The organism is Shewanella sp. (assembly GCF_051658185.1).
In the GTDB taxonomy this organism is placed as follows: domain Bacteria; phylum Pseudomonadota; class Gammaproteobacteria; order Enterobacterales; family Shewanellaceae; genus Shewanella.
The window spans coordinates 1-15,807 of sequence record NZ_JBOFMC010000008.1; the positions used below are offsets into that span (position 1 = coordinate 1).

Annotated in this window: 9 protein-coding genes and 1 pseudogene; 6 read left to right on the forward strand and 4 right to left on the reverse strand. The window is 50.7% G+C overall.

The window, feature by feature from the left end; genetic code table 11:
• Both ACRCZA_RS00365 and ACRCZA_RS00370 read right to left on the reverse strand, forming a co-directional pair.
• Positions 1-1,165, reverse strand: a 1,165-nt coding sequence (locus tag ACRCZA_RS00365) for a cytochrome C biosynthesis protein (RefSeq protein ID WP_438672508.1), incomplete at its 3' end; no start/stop codon positions are given.
• Positions 1,166-1,416: 251 nt separating this feature from the next.
• Positions 1,417-1,842 carry an organic hydroperoxide resistance protein gene (locus ACRCZA_RS00370; protein WP_438672509.1) on the reverse strand — a complete coding sequence of 142 codons (426 nt, stop codon included), beginning with the start codon at positions 1,840-1,842 and terminating at the stop codon, positions 1,417-1,419.
• Positions 1,843-1,984: 142 nt separating this feature from the next.
• On the opposite strand from ACRCZA_RS00370, the gene ACRCZA_RS00375 reads away from it, so the two are divergent.
• From ACRCZA_RS00375 to chrA, 4 genes are all read left to right on the forward strand, one after another.
• Positions 1,985-2,473, forward strand: coding sequence for a MarR family winged helix-turn-helix transcriptional regulator (locus tag ACRCZA_RS00375; RefSeq protein ID WP_438672510.1), 489 nt, complete (start codon positions 1,985-1,987; stop codon positions 2,471-2,473).
• A gap of 119 nt (positions 2,474-2,592) precedes the next feature.
• Positions 2,593-3,780, forward strand: coding sequence for a glycerol-3-phosphate dehydrogenase/oxidase (locus ACRCZA_RS00380; protein WP_438672511.1), 1,188 nt, complete (start codon positions 2,593-2,595; stop codon positions 3,778-3,780).
• A gap of 84 nt (positions 3,781-3,864) precedes the next feature.
• A complete protein-coding gene (gene rlmC / locus ACRCZA_RS00385; RefSeq protein WP_438672512.1) occupies positions 3,865-5,049 on the forward strand; it encodes a 23S rRNA (uracil(747)-C(5))-methyltransferase RlmC in 1,185 nt (394 codons plus the stop codon).
• Positions 5,050-5,143: 94 nt separating this feature from the next.
• Positions 5,144-6,304 carry a chromate efflux transporter gene (chrA, locus tag ACRCZA_RS00390; RefSeq protein ID WP_438672513.1) on the forward strand — a complete coding sequence of 387 codons (1,161 nt, stop codon included), beginning with the start codon at positions 5,144-5,146 and terminating at the stop codon, positions 6,302-6,304.
• 306 nt (positions 6,305-6,610) lie between these two features.
• Here chrA and ACRCZA_RS00395 read toward each other — a convergent pair whose 3' ends face one another.
• Entirely contained in the window at positions 6,611-8,482 is a 1,872-nt protein-coding gene (locus ACRCZA_RS00395; protein WP_438672514.1) for a methyl-accepting chemotaxis protein, read from the reverse strand.
• Positions 8,483-9,121: 639 nt separating this feature from the next.
• Between ACRCZA_RS00395 and ACRCZA_RS00400 the strand changes: the two genes are divergently transcribed.
• A complete protein-coding gene (locus tag ACRCZA_RS00400; RefSeq protein ID WP_438672515.1) occupies positions 9,122-10,786 on the forward strand; it encodes a methyl-accepting chemotaxis protein in 1,665 nt (554 codons plus the stop codon).
• 87 nt (positions 10,787-10,873) lie between these two features.
• Here the strand turns inward: ACRCZA_RS00400 and fdhF are convergent, their stop codons facing one another.
• Positions 10,874-15,121, reverse strand: a complete 4,248-nt coding sequence (gene fdhF / locus ACRCZA_RS00405) for a formate dehydrogenase subunit alpha (protein ID WP_438672516.1) — start codon at positions 15,119-15,121, stop codon at positions 10,874-10,876.
• 555 nt (positions 15,122-15,676) lie between these two features.
• On the opposite strand from fdhF, the pseudogene prfB reads away from it, so the two are divergent.
• Positions 15,677-15,807 (forward strand): annotated as a pseudogene (gene prfB / locus ACRCZA_RS00410) (peptide chain release factor 2); the annotation flags it as partial.

Sequence of the window (15,807 nt, forward strand, 5' to 3'; positions counted from 1 at the left end):
TCACGTAGACGATGTTGTACAGCACCAGATACATGTAGCGCTCGATGTCCGGCAGATTGTGCATCGATAGTACGCTAGTGTAGATCATCGGAAAGCCTGCGGTGCACAGTAACTCATAGGCATTGGCGAGGATCGCTAATACGGTAGAGCCTACAATCAGCGCGCCTAAGCTGCTGGAATTGGAGAGTTTACCCATGCGCTTTATCAAGCTGGTGCGGTTTTCCGCCGACATGGATAACGTCACTTCACCCTTCGTAAAGAAGTAGTCTTTAATGTTAATCACCCCGGCGATCAAGGCTAAGCAGCCTGCCGCAAAAATGATTTTACCGCCGTCACTGCCCGCACCTAATAGTTTAAAGATGTTGAGCCATGCCGTCATAAACAGGAAGTAAATAAACCCAGAGAAGAACACGAAGATACCGCCCACGAGCAGCATGCGCCCACGGCTCTTGGCGTTTACCATGATGGACAGTAAAAACAGCAACACGAAGAAGGCGCAAGGGTTAAAAGCATCCACACCCGCGAGCACTAAGGTTAACAGTGGGAGTGACATAGTCTCGGGCGTGACCACGCCAACAAGCGGTAATTCAACCGGTTGAACCTCAGGTTCCTGCAGGCTGGTCGCATCACAGGTGCCGGCTTCGTTGCCACAGGTGCCAAACAGCGGTTTATCGCCACTGTCGGCGGTGGGGTGGGCCGCTCCTTTTGTTGGCATATCTGCTTCACTTAGCTCGCCACCAAGGGAGAGGTAACAGTTTTTTAAGCGATTAACCAAAAATTCTCCGGTCACAGCTGCGCTTGAATAACCGATGATGGCTTTTTCGCAGTTGGCCATATAGGGAACAGAGCGGGCTTCGGTCGCGGTTTTGTCGGCAATATTTTGCCAAATATCTTGGACACCTGGCTCAGAGATACTATAAGACGCTAACTCAATCCAAGGGTATTTTTGTGGCAGTGAGTCGATAAACGGGTGAGCCTCGGCGCAATGGGGGCAAGTTTTTGACCAAAAAAAGTACAGCTTGATTTTGAGCTCGCCTTGCTCGTTGACATAGTGCCAAGTGTGATCGTTGGTACTTGGCTCGGTATTGGCCCAGCTGGGGCTGATGCACAGGAGTGCCAACATCAAGGAGCACACAAAAGAGAATTTTGATAAGTATTTTGTCATAGCGCCTCCCACTATCGTGGGTTAATTGAATGATCAAATGGTTTAATTAGCGCCTACTCTACTTCATTCGAGTGATTTGATTAAATTGAATATTAAGAAGTGTTAAATGTCTCGCGATTAGTGGGCTTTTGCTAAGGCATGAATACTCGCTGGCGCGTGATGTTTAACCACTTTGCGAGCGCGCACATGGGCGCACTCGGTACACGGCAGGCAGTGCTAGGCACTTGAATCTCGGTTGTTTCATGGCCCCATTAGGTTAAGGCGAGGGTATTTACCTTGAGTTTAACGTCGATATTGTGGCGTGTGGCATTGGAATAGGGGCAAATTTGATGGGCGTGGCGCACCAGCGCCTCGGCCTCTGCTTGGGGTAAATCGAGCTGGATTTCTAGGGTCACGCTTAAGGCAAATCCTCCCGACTCATTGGCCCCAATCCCCACCAAGGCGCTAACTGGCGCCTCGGTGATGGCAACCTTGGTTAATTTGGCGACATGCAATATCGCGTTAGAAAAACAGGCGGCATAGCCTGCGGCAAACAGTTGCTCCGGATTGGTGGCAAGTCCTGTCCCGCCCATGGCCTTAGGATAGGCTAAGGGCACATCCAGCAAACCATCCTCAGTGCTGACTCGGCCTTGACGTCCAGCCCTGGCGGTTGCTCGTGTTTCGTAGAGTGTTTTCATGGTGATGACCTCGGTTGTGTCTCGTGAATATTGGTGGCTTAAATTAGATTGTGCGCAATTGTATTGCTGGCAACTATAGTTCGATCTTTATACTGAATGCAAGTATATTGTGCGCAATATAGTTACTGACTTGGATATGACTATGCCGCAGACTGACGTTAACCTTGAGTTACCCCCCGCGCCTTCACTCGAGTTTGCGCCATTATGTTTGGAGCAGCAGCTGTGCTTTTCGCTCTATAGCGCGGCCAATGCCATGGTGCGTGCCTATCGTCCCTTGCTGGATAAATTGGATTTAACCTACCCGCAGTATCTCGCCATGCTTGTGCTGTGGGAGGCTGAGGGCATTAGCGTTAAAACCTTAGGGGATAAACTGTTGCTCGATTCTGGCACCCTAACGCCTTTGCTAAAACGCTTAGAAGCTAAAGGTTTAGTTAGCCGTGGCCGCAGCGAGCAGGATGAGCGAGTGCGAGTGTTAACCCTCACAGAGCAAGGGCTGGCCCTTAAATCCCAAGCACTTGAGATCCCCCATTTAATGCGCTGTAAGGTCGGCGCAGAGGCGGCGGATCTCCTCGCCTTAAAAACCTTGTGCGACAAGGCGCTCAAGCAGTTGCAGGCCAGCCTAGATGAGTGAAGTAAAAGCGATCTAAACCGCGGGTTTTATCATATTGAACATGGTGGACTTAAGCTTAAGGCGCTTGCTGAAAACGCCTAAGCACAGTGATGGCGTTTTGGATACCGGGGGAGTGGCAGATGAACAGGGAGAGGAATAGCGTCGATATCGCCATTATTGGCGGCGGGATCAGCGGCGTAGGCATTGCCCAATACGCCGCGGCTGCAGGTTATCGGGTGCTGCTGATTGACAAGGGCGAAATCGGTGGCCAAACCTCGGCCAACTCCAGCAAACTTATCCATGGCGGTCTGCGCTATTTAGAAACCGGGCAAATTAATTTAGTGCGTAAGTCGCTTAAAGAACGGCGCAATTTACTCAACCTTGCCCCGACATTGGTTAAACCTGTGCCGTTTTACATTCCGATTTATCGAGAAAGTCGGCGTCGGCCCTGGGCCATTCGGGCGGGGCTCAGTGTGTATGCGCTCTTGAGTGAATTGGATCCCCTCGGCCGTTTTGTGTCTGTGCCATCGGTACATTGGCAGCGTTTGCAGGGGCTTAAGTTGGCGGGATTAGAGGCCGTGTTCCAATATTGGGATGCGCAAACCGACGATAAATTACTGACCCAAGCGGTGGCCCGCAGCGCGCAGGCATTAGGGGCCGATATTTATGCCCAGGCCGAATTATTAGGCATGGAGCATCGCGCGGATGGCTGTACTGTGCGTTTTAGCCATGATGGCCGTGAGCGGCAGATGGAGGCCAGTTTAGTGGTGAATGCCGCAGGTCCTTGGGTGAATGAGGTTATCGCCCGTGTGTCGCCACCGCTGACGGCGGTGGACATCGATTGGGTGCAGGGCGCTCATTTATTGTTAGCCATTCCGGCCAATGACGGGATTTTATACCTTGAATCTTGCTTCGATAATCGGGTGATTTTTGTGATGCCTTGGTACGGTCAAACCTTAATTGGCACCACTGAAACCGAGCTAAGCTCATTGACCACATCGCCTCAGGTCACCGCCGCCGAGCGAGCGTATCTTTTGGGGATTTATCAGCATTATTTTCCCCTCGCAGGTAGCCTAGATGAACTTAAGGATAAGATCATTAAAGAGTATTGCGGGGTTCGGGTCTTGCCTAAACAGCCAACCCAAGCCTTTGAGCGTGCTCGGGATACGTTAATGCAAACCGCAGTGAGCCATCCACGGTTGCTGAGTTTATATGGCGGTAAGTTAACCACGTTTCGTAGTACCTCCGCCGAGGTGCTGCAGTGGGTCACGCGCCATCTTGGGCGGCGCTCGGCGTTGGCCGATGTGGATCGGATAATCTTGCGCTAAGCCTAAGCTTAGCCAGTTCAAGATGATTTTTGATGGCAAAACCGCTACAGTGTGGCGCTGTGTTATTGATCTCTAGGAATTGTTGTGAGTGCCGCTACTGTGAGTGCCTTAAGCCCATGTCATCATTTTAATCAAGGCCAATGCCAATCCTGTCGCCATATTGCGCGGCCGCTGGCGCAGCAAGTGGCCGCTAAAACTGCGGCATTGCAGCAACTTCTTAGCCCTTTTGTTGCGGAGCCTGCCGCGATTTTTCACTCGCCGATCCTCGGTGATGCCAGTGGTTTTCGTAATAAAGCCAAAATGGTGGCATTAGGGGCGGCGCATGCCCCAATCCTCGGAATTGTCAGCCCCAGTGGCGAGGCGGTAAGCCTGTGGGATTGCTTGTTGTATCCTGCGGATATGCAAGCTTTACTGCAGCGCCTTGAGCGTTTTGTGCAACAAGCGGGACTCCCGCCTTATCGCGTCGACAAGGCCAAGGGCGAGCTTAAATTTATCCTGCTTACCCGCAGCCAAGTGCGCGGTGAGTTTTTATTGCGCTTTGTGCTGCGCTCCAAGGATGCCATTGCCCGCATCGAGCGAGAGTTGCCGGCATTGTTGGCCGAATTCCCACAAATTAAGGTGGTTTCGGTCAATCTGCAGCCGGTGCATATGGCGATCCTCGAAGGGGATGAGGAGATTTTTCTTACCGCCAATACCCGGCTTGAAGAGCGCTTTAACGATGTGCCTTTGTTTATTCGTCCAAAAAGCTTTTTTCAAACCAATCCGCATGTGGCAGCCAAGCTCTATCAAACCGCGCGGGAGTGGGTCGCCGAGTTTGCCCCCAGTTCCATTTGGGATTTATTTTGTGGTGTGGGCGGCTTTGGGTTGCACTGCGCCGCCAAGCATATTGCGCTGACAGGCATTGAAATTGAAGCCGAAGCCATTGCTTGCGCTAACATGTCGGCGCAGATGATGGGATTGGATAACGTGCAGTTTATGGCGCTCGATTCCACTGACTTTGCCAAGGGCCGCGATGCTGCGGATAAGCCGGAACTGATCATCGTCAATCCGCCGCGCCGGGGTATTGGTGAGGAGTTATGCTCTGCCTTAAGTGAGTTTGCGCCGCAGGCTATCTTGTACTCGAGTTGCAATCCCGCCACCTTAGCTAAAGATTTAGCCCATATTCGTGGTTATCAGCTTACGAAAGTACAGCTGTTTGATTTATTCCCGCATACGGATCATTTTGAGGTTCTAGTGATGTTGGTCAAAGAGGCGCGTGACGGGGCGTAAGATGCGGCAAACGGCCAGCGGCGATTTACCTTTCATCAAATAGTCTTGTTAGTGGCATACTCTGTTGCAGGCTATTTTTTGCGAGACGAATGTTATGCTACCGATCTTTTTGCGTTTTTTGCTCCTTGGGCTGACCAGTTTTGGCGGTCCAGCGGCTCACCTTGGGTATTTTCGTCACACCTTTGTCAATGAGCTCGGTTGGCTTGATGATAAACGCTACGCGAGTTTCGTGGCCTTAAGCCAATTTATGCCCGGGCCAGCGTCGAGCCAAGTTGGTTTTGCCATTGGCTATCATCGCGGTGGGCTGGCTGGCGCGCTCGCTGCCTTTGCCGGGTTTACCTTGCCGTCATTTATATTGATGTATTTGCTGGCGGTAACCACCGCGGCTTGGTTGGGCCATCAATATATGCAGGGCATAGTCCATGGCTTAAAATTGCTGGCAGTCGTGGTGGTCGCGGATGCGGTGCTGACGATGTTTAAGCAGTTCTGCCAGCGCCACATCGCCCGTGTATTGATGTTGGCGAGCGCCGCCGCGATGTTGATTTTTCCCTTTTTGTGGACCCAAGTTGCATTATTGATTGTTGCCGCCATCTTGGGAGTGTGCTGCCTCAGTATTGCCCATGATGCTACTGCCGATAACACCCCGCCAAGGCTTGCGCCCATCCAGTTGAATTACTTGAGTTTAGGCTTATTTATTGGCCTATTTGTCGCCAGTTTTTTCGCTTTGCACTTAGGGAAAGAAGCGGGGCTGTTTGCCGAGTTTTTTCGCGTTGGGAGTTTGGTGTTTGGCGGGGGGCATGTGGTGCTGCCGCTCCTTGAAACAGCGCTCGGTGATGCCATCAGCGGCGATCGTTTTTTGACTGGATACGCCTTTGCGCAAGCGGTGCCGGGCCCCATGTTTACCTTTGCCAGTTTTCTTGGCGCGGAGATGATGCTTGATAATCCCTTTATCGGCGCGGCAATTGCCACGGTGGCGATTTTCTTACCGGGATTTTTGTTGATGCTGGTGGGCTTAAGAAGCTGGCATGCCATCGCCGCCAGACCCAAGATTGCCGGAATGCTTGCGGGGGTAAACGCCAGTGTGGTGGGCTTATTGGCCGCAGCGCTTTATCAGCCGGTATTTAGCCAAGGGGTATTATCTGCGGTGGATATGGCCATAGTGCTGCTGGGTTTTGGCGTTTTAAAGCTTTTTAAGCCACCAATACTGGTGCTGGTGGTCGGTTTTGGCATTTCCGGGATTGTGGTGGGGCTTTGAGTGGATTGTGATATGTCCATCCACTGATGCACCCTTGAATCGCGGGAATGAATAGCGCTTTAGATATGGCTTGAGGGCATACTTGGGGGAGAATTGACTTGAAAGGGCTGGCCCATGTTAGTCAATAGGCCTTGGAGTGACACGATTGCAGATGAGCACGGCTGAGATATTGTCTGTGTTTAATGTTTAACATCAACAGTGCTTAAAATCGGCCGTGCTTAAAAGCGTCGGTGCTGGGAATGGCATGACAAGAGAGGTTGCTCGCCTCACTTGTCATGTGGCATCGATGGTTTGCGTGGCTGGCGCCTAAACGTTGAAGCGGTTTAGGATCCGCTCAAGCTGTTTGGCTTTATCAATTTGTGCTTGCATTGCGTTATCGGCCTTACCAGCTTCACTGGCGACATGCGACGAGAGCTCTTTGATGTTCACTGTGTTTCGATTAATTTCCTCTGCGACTAGGCTTTGTTCCTCTGCGGCGGCAGCTATCTGGATATTCATATCGGTAATTTTTTGAATCGCATCGCGAATACGATGCAAGGATTCATTCGCTTGGCTGGCGCGTTCGACGGCTTCAACTGCGCTACCTTTACTTTCGTTCATCGCTTGTGCCACACAAGACGCTCCGGATTGAAGCTGTTCGATCATGTGACGAATTTCGGTGGTGGATTGTTGGGTGCGCTGAGCGAGCGTGCGCACCTCATCGGCCACCACGGCAAAACCACGGCCAGATTCTCCGGCGCGAGCGGCTTCGATGGCTGCGTTGAGTGCGAGGAGATTGGTTTGATCGGCAATATCGTTGATCACTTTGAGGATGCTTTCGATATTGGCGGTCGCGGATTCTAATCCTTGCACCTCTTCAACTGCCATATCAATACGGGCAGAGAGTTGGTTAATGGACTGGGTCGACGCATTCACAACAATCGAGCCATTGTGTGTCTCGGCATCTGCTTCTTTTGTGGCTCCCGCGGCTTCCTGGGCGTGGCTGGCGACCTGTGTGGCCGTCACTGTCATTTGGTTCATTGCCGTTGCCAGTTGTTCGAGTTCCTGTAGCTGGGCCTTCATCGCTTCGGCAGAGCTTTTGGCTCCCTTGGCGATGAACTCAGTCCCGGTGATGATGTCACGCCCAATTTCTTTCGATTGAGTGACTTGGCTTTGCAGGTTGTCGCTAAAAGTATTGAAGCCCGTGGCCAGTTCGGCAAATTCTTGATCTGTTTGGGTATCTAAACGGTGTGTCAGATCGCCGTTGTCCGAGGCGATATTTTGAATGGCGTGATTGAGCGCATTAAGCGGCTGCATTAAAAAGCGGATTAACATTGTGAGGGCGACAATGCTCAGAAATACGGCTAATACGGCGTACAGAATGGAGTTATTCCTGAGGCTGCTGACGGCGTTAAAGGCGATATCTTGATCAATAATCGCGCCGATATACCAATTTTCACTGGCAATTTTGCTTAAGGTTAGTTGATAGCGCACACCCTCTTTTTCAAAATACTGCTCTCCTTCTTTGAGTTGCACGTTTGGGAGGTATTTCGCTAAAGGCTCGCCATTATTTTTGCTATCAGGATGCGCGATGGTGGTGCCATTGGCCGAAATTAAAAATAAGTAACCGGCGTTAAATAAACTCACCTGGTTCACTAATTGTGCCAAGTGGGTCAGTTGCAAATCGTAAAACATGCCTGCGACTAATTTGCCGTTTTGTTTAACTGGCGTGGCGACAGAGATAATGATGGTTTTGGTCGGAGCATCGAGGTAGGGCGCTGTCACCACCAGTTTATTGGCGGCTTTAATGTCTGCATACCAAGGGCGCTTACGCGGATCGTAATCGACTTCAGGCTCCCAACTATCGTTATTTTCAATGACACTGCCGTTTTCTTCAAAACCATAACCTATGGTGATAAAGCTTGATTTGAGTTTGTCTTGTTCAATGATCTTTTTAATGTAGGAATGATCAAAGGGCGCAATTTCGAGAATTTCTGTGGTGCTTTGTGCCAGATTTTTACGCGCCTCCATTTCGGCAACGATGGTGTTTTTAACGCTGCCGATCACTTCATTAATGCTGCTAGAAACATAATTTTCGATGGTGTTTTGAACGGTATAAATCTGTTTTATGGAAAGCAGTGAAATAGTGACTAGCAGTAGCGCGGAGGATGCAGTGACAATTTTATGGCTAAATTTCATAAAAGTTCCATATTCATGAGTGCGACATAATAAGCAGCGCAATGGCCACCCTGCCGTTGTAACTCAAGACCTTAATTAACTCATTATTGTTATAAGATAAATTTTTGCCTTACTCTTTGCGCTTGGCAATGATGATTTCCCTTTCGCGGAAAAGTGTTTAGTGCGACCTCCATTAAGTGTGCTTACTCTAGTTATTTTTTCATTATGGATAATTGGGTGAATAAGCTAGATGGATAAGGCTCCATATGCTTGCGACATACATTTTTCACAGTGTTTTTTAATATCTGATCCGTTGGTTCGTTATCGCCTAGCCAGTTATCCAAGTTTGCCGAATTGGCAATGAGTCATTGCCCATCTTTTAGCGGTTAGATGCCGATTCGCAGAGGGATAAGTCAATCAGCTGGATTAATTTTTAACATTTAAACCTGGGGCTCACTTTGATCTTAATCAACCTGACTTTGATCTCAATCAACATTCGTCAAAGCAGAGGTTCGGTACTTTTGGGGGAAGGCTTTTGACGTTGCTGTAAATTAAAAAAGTATATATTTCCGCAATTTATGTTTATTTTTCATTGCTGTTTGTGGGTTTTTTGTTAAGATAGGGTGGTTTTTAATCATTGCGTTTAGAGCGAGATCTTTTATGCCACATTTGAGTCTGCGTAATAAATTATTAGCCTTATCTCTGCTTCCGCTAATATTAACGCTGATAGTGTTAATGTCAGTGACTTACTATGTTGAACAGGGGGCGCTTGATGAACAAATCGCGACCTTTAGAACGGAGTTGGTTGGTGAGCGGCAGCAACAAATCAAAGAAGCGACTGAGATTGGCGTGGGGATTGTAAAATACCAATTGTCTTTACCCTCGAAGGGAGATGTAAAAGGCGCCCTGCGGAATATTCGCTTTGGCAGCGCCGGCTATTTCTTTATTTACGACACTCAGGGAGTGAATGTCTTTCATGGATTACTTCCTGAGCAAGAAGGACAGAATAAGCTCGATATGACCGATCCGCGAGGCACTAAAATAACCGTGGGTTTACTTAATGCGGCTCAGCGGGGAGACGGTCATTTTTCTTATTATTTTAAAAAGCCGAATACGACGGAGCAAATTGAAAAAATCAGTTATGTCACTATGATCCCGGGGACGGATTGGATGATAGGGACCGGCGCTTATATTGATGATATCGATGCCGCCGTGGCTGATTATCGCCAGACCATTACAGAGCAACTCTCTGGATTGTCTTTGCAGTTATTACTGATCGGGCTCGTGTTAACTGGGGGCAGTTGTTTCGTGATTATCCTCGTGGCGAATCGCATGGTATTGCCGATTAAAAACATGGCTGACAATTTAAATGATATTGCTCAGGGTGAAGGGGATTTAACTAAGCGCTTAACAGTGAATGGCGCGGATGAAATTGCGCAATTAGGCCAATCCTTCAATTTGTTTGTGGATAAATTGCAAACCATTATTGGCGATGTCGCGGATGCGACCGCTAAGGTGACCAATGCAGCTCATGCCATCCATGCGCAGACCAAAGTCATGTCGAGCCAGCTGATTAGCCATAATAATGAAACCGATCAGGTGGTGACCGCCATTACTGAAATGTCTTCTACCGCCAGTGAAGTGGCGCAAAATACCACGCAGGTGGCAGAAGCCACCCAAGCGGCCACGGGCGATGTGGCGAATGCCCAACGTTGTGTCGATGCGTCACTTGAAGAAATTGCCACCTTGATGGAGCAAATTAACCATGCGGCGGGGAGTATTCAATCCCTCAGTGCGCAATCGCAAAAAATCAATAGCGTGCTGTCGGTGATAGGCGGGATTGCGGAACAGACTAACCTGTTAGCGTTAAATGCGGCCATTGAAGCCGCCCGTGCGGGTGAGCAGGGGCGCGGTTTTGCGGTGGTCGCCGATGAGGTGCGCAGTTTAGCGAGCCGTACTCAGGCAAGTACATTAGAGATCAATGAGATGTTATCGGCGCTGCACAAATTAGTGTCTCAGGCCGTCAAAACCATGGAGGAAAGCCAGCAGAGCTGCGTGCGTTCGGTCAATTCATCCCGGGCAATCTCTGAAAGCCTAGGTTCTGTCACCTCGGCAGTCACCGCGATTAATGATATGAGCACCCAAATCGCCACCGCAGCAACGGAGCAAAGCTCGGTGACCGAAGAGATTAATCGCAACGTGTACGCCATTCAAGAAATTGTTAATGACTTACTTAAGTCCAGTGAGGATGCGGCAAGAGTGAGTCAAACCGTGTCGGTGGAAGGGGTAAGTTTAGGCAAGTTAGTCGGCCAATTTAGGATTTAAGCTGCGCGAATGGCGCTCACCACGGGAGACCTCAGGTCTCCCGTGGTGTTTTGGTTAGCTGTTTTCGTCAATGAGAGGGGGATTGCGTTAAGCAACCCGCTCCACCTTCACCGAACACACCTTAAATTCAGGGATAAATGCCACAGGATCGAGGGCGTTAATGGTGAGCTTATTGGCCGCCGCCTCCGCAAAATGGAAGGGGAGGAACAGTACACCAACCTGCGCGCGTTTCGTCACAAAGGCGGCGATTTCAATAGCCCCGCGCCGAGTGCTGAGCCTGAGGTTATCGCCGTTACGGATCCCCAATTGTTCTGCATCATAGACAGAGATCATCACCTTCGGTGAGCCAAGCAGGTTCAGCCCAGCAGTTTTACGGCTTAGGGTGCCGGTATGAAATTGTTCCAGCAATCTTCCCGTAGACAGGGTGAAGGGGTATTCCTCGCAGGGTTGCTCGGCCGCCGCGCGATAACTCACTGGGGTGAACAGGCCTAAGCCGCGGGTAAATTGGCTTTGATGCATAATGGGCGTCCCCGGATGGCTGGCATCGGGGCAGGGCCATTGAATGCCTTGAGGAAATTGCCCCGTCGCCTGCGCACTTAAGCGTTGCCAAGTGATGCCGCGGTATTGCGGAGTCAATGTATTGATTTCTGACCAAATAGCCTCTTCATTGGGGTAATCCCACTGGGCGCCCATGCGCTTGGCGATAGCTTGGACGATTTGCCAATCGGCTCGTGCTTCACCGGGAGGCTGCAGCGCTTGTTCGAGACGCTGCACGCGCCGCTCGGTATTGGTGAAGTGGCCACGTTTTTCCACAAAGGCTGCGGCGGGTAACACCACATCGGCAAGTTCTGCGGTTTCGGTTAAAAAGATATCCTGTACGACTAAAAAATCGATTTGATTAAGTGCTGTTAATACGTGGGCTTGGTCGGGATCGCTCAGCACCGGATTTTCGCCCATGACATACAGCGCCTTGATTTTCCCTTGGGAAATTTGGTGCATCATATGGGTCGCGGTCACCCCAATCTCACCTGAGAGCGGGGTCTGCCAGTGCGCCTCAAAGCGTTTTCGCGTCTCGTTATCGGTGACGTGTTGGTAGCCCGTAAAATAGTTGGGCAATGCGCCCATATCGCAGGCACCCTGCACATTACTTTGGCCCCGCAAAGGATTAATCCCCGCGCCTGCCATACCAATATTGCCGCACAGCAGCTGCAGGTTGGCGATGGCAGTGACATTATCGTGCCCCTTGGTGTGCTGGGTTATGCCCATGGCGTAGTAGATGGCAGTCTTGTTTGCGGTGCCGATAATACGCGCTAGGCGGGCGATATCCTCGGCGGCCACGCCTGTGATTCGCGCGGCATTGTCAAGGGAGTAGTCTGATTTTGCCAATTCGGTATACAGAGCATCAACGCCTTCGGTGCGCGCGGTGATATAGGCTTTATCTTGCCAATCATGACGGACGATTTCAGCCATGATCGCGTTGAGCAGCATCACATCGGTGCCGGGTTTATGGGCGACATACAGTTCAGCGCCGTCGGCAATGGCGACCCGCTTAGGATCGGCCACAATCAGCCGTGCGCCATGTAAACTCACCGCCTGTTTAATGTGCGACGCAATAATCGGGTGCGCGCTGCTGGTATCCGAGCCGAGGATAAAAATCACCTCAGAGTCTTGAATGCTCGGGATATCATTGGTCATCGCTCCACTGCCAATACTTTGTTGCAGGGCCGTAACCGTGGAGGAGTGGCATAGGCGCGCGCAGTGGTCGATATTGTTGGTGCCAATGACGCTGCGCACAAATTTTTGTAGGACAAAATTATCTTCGTTCGTGGCCTTGGCCGACGCGAGGCTGGCAATGGCATTGCTGCCATGCTGCTGTTTTATTTCGAGTAAATTCGTTGCAACATAATCGATAGCCTCCTGCCAGCTGCAGGGTTCGAGTTTACCCTGTTTGCGAATTAGCGGCGTCGTTAGGCGCTGCTCGCTGTGAATAAAGTCAAATCCAAAACGACCTTTAACACACAGCATCCCTTGATTCACCACTGAATCTGGGTTGCCTTCGATGTGGCGGATCCGCTGAGTGGTCGGATCGATCTGCAGATCGAGGCGACAGCCCACGCCGCAGTACGTACAAATGGTGGATGCACAGTCAAGTGTTGTGGTGTCACCTTGGCGCTTATCGCGGGCATCGACCAGGGCGCCTGTGGGGCAAACCTGTACGCAGTTACCACATTGTACGCATTGGCTATCGTGCATTGAGGCACTAAACCCTACACGCGGCGCGCGGCGCTCCAGTGTGTGCGCGCTGTTTTGCGGTAGCGCTTGATAACTATCATGGGCAAATTGAATCGCGCAGTGGCCGCTTTGCTGCTGACAAGCCTCGACACATTTACCGCAACTGATACAGCGGTTGGCATCAAACTGAATAAAAGGGCTGGACTTATCGACGCTAAATTGGCGTGCATTTTCAGTGTGCAGCGCGGTGGCATCGACACGGTATTCGGTGGCGTAATCCCTCAGTTTACAGTCGGTATTGGCTTGGCAGGCGCATTCCAGGCAGCGCGCCGCCTCTTGCATCGCCGCATCGGGGCTAAAGCCTAATTCCACCTCGCTGTAGTTCAGTAAGCGCTGCACCGCCGTTAATTCGGGCATTTTTAGACGCGGGCGCGCGGATGTATGGGGATACAATGTGGCGCCTACGTTGGCTTGTGTTTGGGGGGTTAGGTTTTTACTGGCGTTAAAGGGTTTAGGATGCAGATCGCAGCTCAGCCCGATGGAGAGCATTTTATCGATAGCTTGGGCCGCTTTGCGGCCATCCCCAATCGCCGCCACCGCAGTGGCAGGGCCGCGGCGCGAATCGCCGATCACAAACAGCTTTTCTACCCCCGATGACATAGTATGGTCGCAGCCAATGAAGGTGTTCCACCGGCTCAAAGCCAAGGAGCCTTGGCTTAAGTGGCTGTTGGGATCCTGCATAAAACTCATATCCGGGGTTTGTGATACCGCCGCGATGACAGTGTCAAAGGCTTCGGTGAAGCGCTCGCCCGTATCGATGGGCGAGCGTCTGCCCGAAGCATCGGCTTGCCCGAGTGCCATTTGGCTAAAGGTGACGGCGCAGACTCTTCCTGCGCTATCGCTATGGTTTTCAATTGGATTGGTTAAAAAGTGAAATTTAACCCCTTCAACTTCTGCCTCATGGACTTCATAGGCTTCGGCGGGCATTTCGGCGCGGGTACGTCGATAGATTAAGGTGACATCGCAGCCTTCACGCACTGCGGTGCGGGCACAGTCAATTGCGGTGTTACCGCCGCCAATGACCGCCACTTTCTTCCCGAGTGTAAACTGTTTATCGAGGCAGTGATCTTTTAAAAAATCCACCCCTAAAAAACACCCTTCGAGGGTGCTGCCGGGGTAGTCCATCGGCACTGCTTTTTGGGCGCCGATGGCAAGACAAATAGCATCAAAATCATCGACTAATTGATTTAAATGAATATCTTGACCGAGGCTAGTATTGGTGTGAATGGTCAGGCCGTTACGGCACAGCAGATCAATTTCTTTATCTAAAATGGCTTTGGGCAAGCGATATTCGGGAATGCCATAGCGCAACCAGCCGCCAGCTTTGGGCATAGCCTCAAAAATGTCAACTTGATGGCCTTGGTTTGATAGGTAATAGCCGGTGCTTAATCCCGCAGGGCCGCTGCCAATAATGGCTATTTTTTTACCGGTATCGGCAAGCCGCGGCGGCATATAGCTCATGCCACCCTTTTCGCCATCGGCTAAGTCAAGATCCGCGGCGTGGCGCTTAAGTTGGCGAATGGCAAGCGGTTCATCGATGAGGCCGCGGCGACATTCAGTTTCACAAAACGCAGGGCAGACGCGGCCAATGGATAGCGGCAGCGGCAAGGTTTGTTTAATGACTTTAACCGCCTCGGTATGGTTACCTTGGGCGATGTGATACAGATAGCTTTGGACATCCACTCCTGCGGGGCAGGCCTGTTGGCACGGGGCCTCACAGTCGGCAAAGTGATCACTTAACATGTCACTCAGTGCCTGCTGGCGCTTTTTGCTTAACCATTCGGATTGGGTAATCACGCGCATGCCGGGGGTGGGGGCTGTTTCGCAGGCCCGCACACAGCGCAGACTGGCGTCGGCATTTTCAATTTGCACTACGCATAAATTACAGGGCTGTTTATCCCCATGTTCTGCAAGATGTGGCTCGGCAGAACAGTTTGACTGACATAAGCTGGGAATGGTGATCCCGGCATTTTGGGCTGCTTGGAGTAAGCTTTGGTTCGGCTCAGCCGATACTCGTTGGTTATCAATGTGAAGTTCTATCATCCCGTGGCCTTATTATATTTGTAGGGGCTGACTGCGACTCTCAGGGCGGCAGACTTAGATTGGTTTGAGTATACCTAGACAGATTTACAAGACGCTTATGGGCGGGGGAAGTTTGGCGTGAAATTGCAGCTTTTATCACAAAGCATTGCAAGAGTGTGCGCCGCTATAAACCTGTAAGACTGGTGTTGTGATGTTGTTCGCATCTTTGGTGTGGATGTTGATCTGGCGCGAGCTGTGTCGTCGCGATGTTGGCGTTAACGCGCCAGTGATTGGCGTTATGTACGCGAATGAGGGCGTATTTTAGGCGTATCCACCTTAGCAAGTCTGCTTAAGTGGCCGTTTGTTGCTTATTTTAGCGACACAACATTGGTGCCGGTGGCTGAAAAATAATCGATACAATAAGATTAAATGCAGGTCGCGCCCTAGGTTTAGCGGCGCTGTTAGGTTAAAATGCGCGGTTGCATATACTGTTAATCACCGCCTCCTTTAATCGCAAATTCATTAAAGCGGCTAACTTAAGCTAACTTAAGCTAAATAGAGTGAAGTAGAAAATTCATGTTTGAAGTTAATCCAGTAAAATTCAAAATTAAGGAGCTTGCCGATCGCACGCAGCTTCTTCGGGGGTATCTTTGACTACGATGCTAAGCAAGAGCGTCTAGAAGAAGTCAGCCGTGAGCTTGAAAGTT

Bases quoted from the DNA above. Each gene is read 5' to 3' on its own strand.
- ACRCZA_RS00370 (WP_438672509.1), bottom strand. From the start codon at position 1,842: ATGAAAACACTCTACGAAACACGAGCAACCGCCAGGGCTGGACGTCAA.
- ACRCZA_RS00375 (WP_438672510.1), top strand. From the start codon at position 1,985: ATGCCGCAGACTGACGTTAACCTTGAGTTACCCCCCGCGCCTTCACTC.
- ACRCZA_RS00380 (WP_438672511.1), top strand. From the start codon at position 2,593: ATGAACAGGGAGAGGAATAGCGTCGATATCGCCATTATTGGCGGCGGG.
- chrA (WP_438672513.1), top strand. From the start codon at position 5,144: ATGCTACCGATCTTTTTGCGTTTTTTGCTCCTTGGGCTGACCAGTTTT.
- ACRCZA_RS00395 (WP_438672514.1), bottom strand. From the start codon at position 8,482: ATGAAATTTAGCCATAAAATTGTCACTGCATCCTCCGCGCTACTGCTA.
- ACRCZA_RS00400 (WP_438672515.1), top strand. From the start codon at position 9,122: ATGCCACATTTGAGTCTGCGTAATAAATTATTAGCCTTATCTCTGCTT.
- fdhF (WP_438672516.1), bottom strand. From the start codon at position 15,121: ATGATAGAACTTCACATTGATAACCAACGAGTATCGGCTGAGCCGAAC.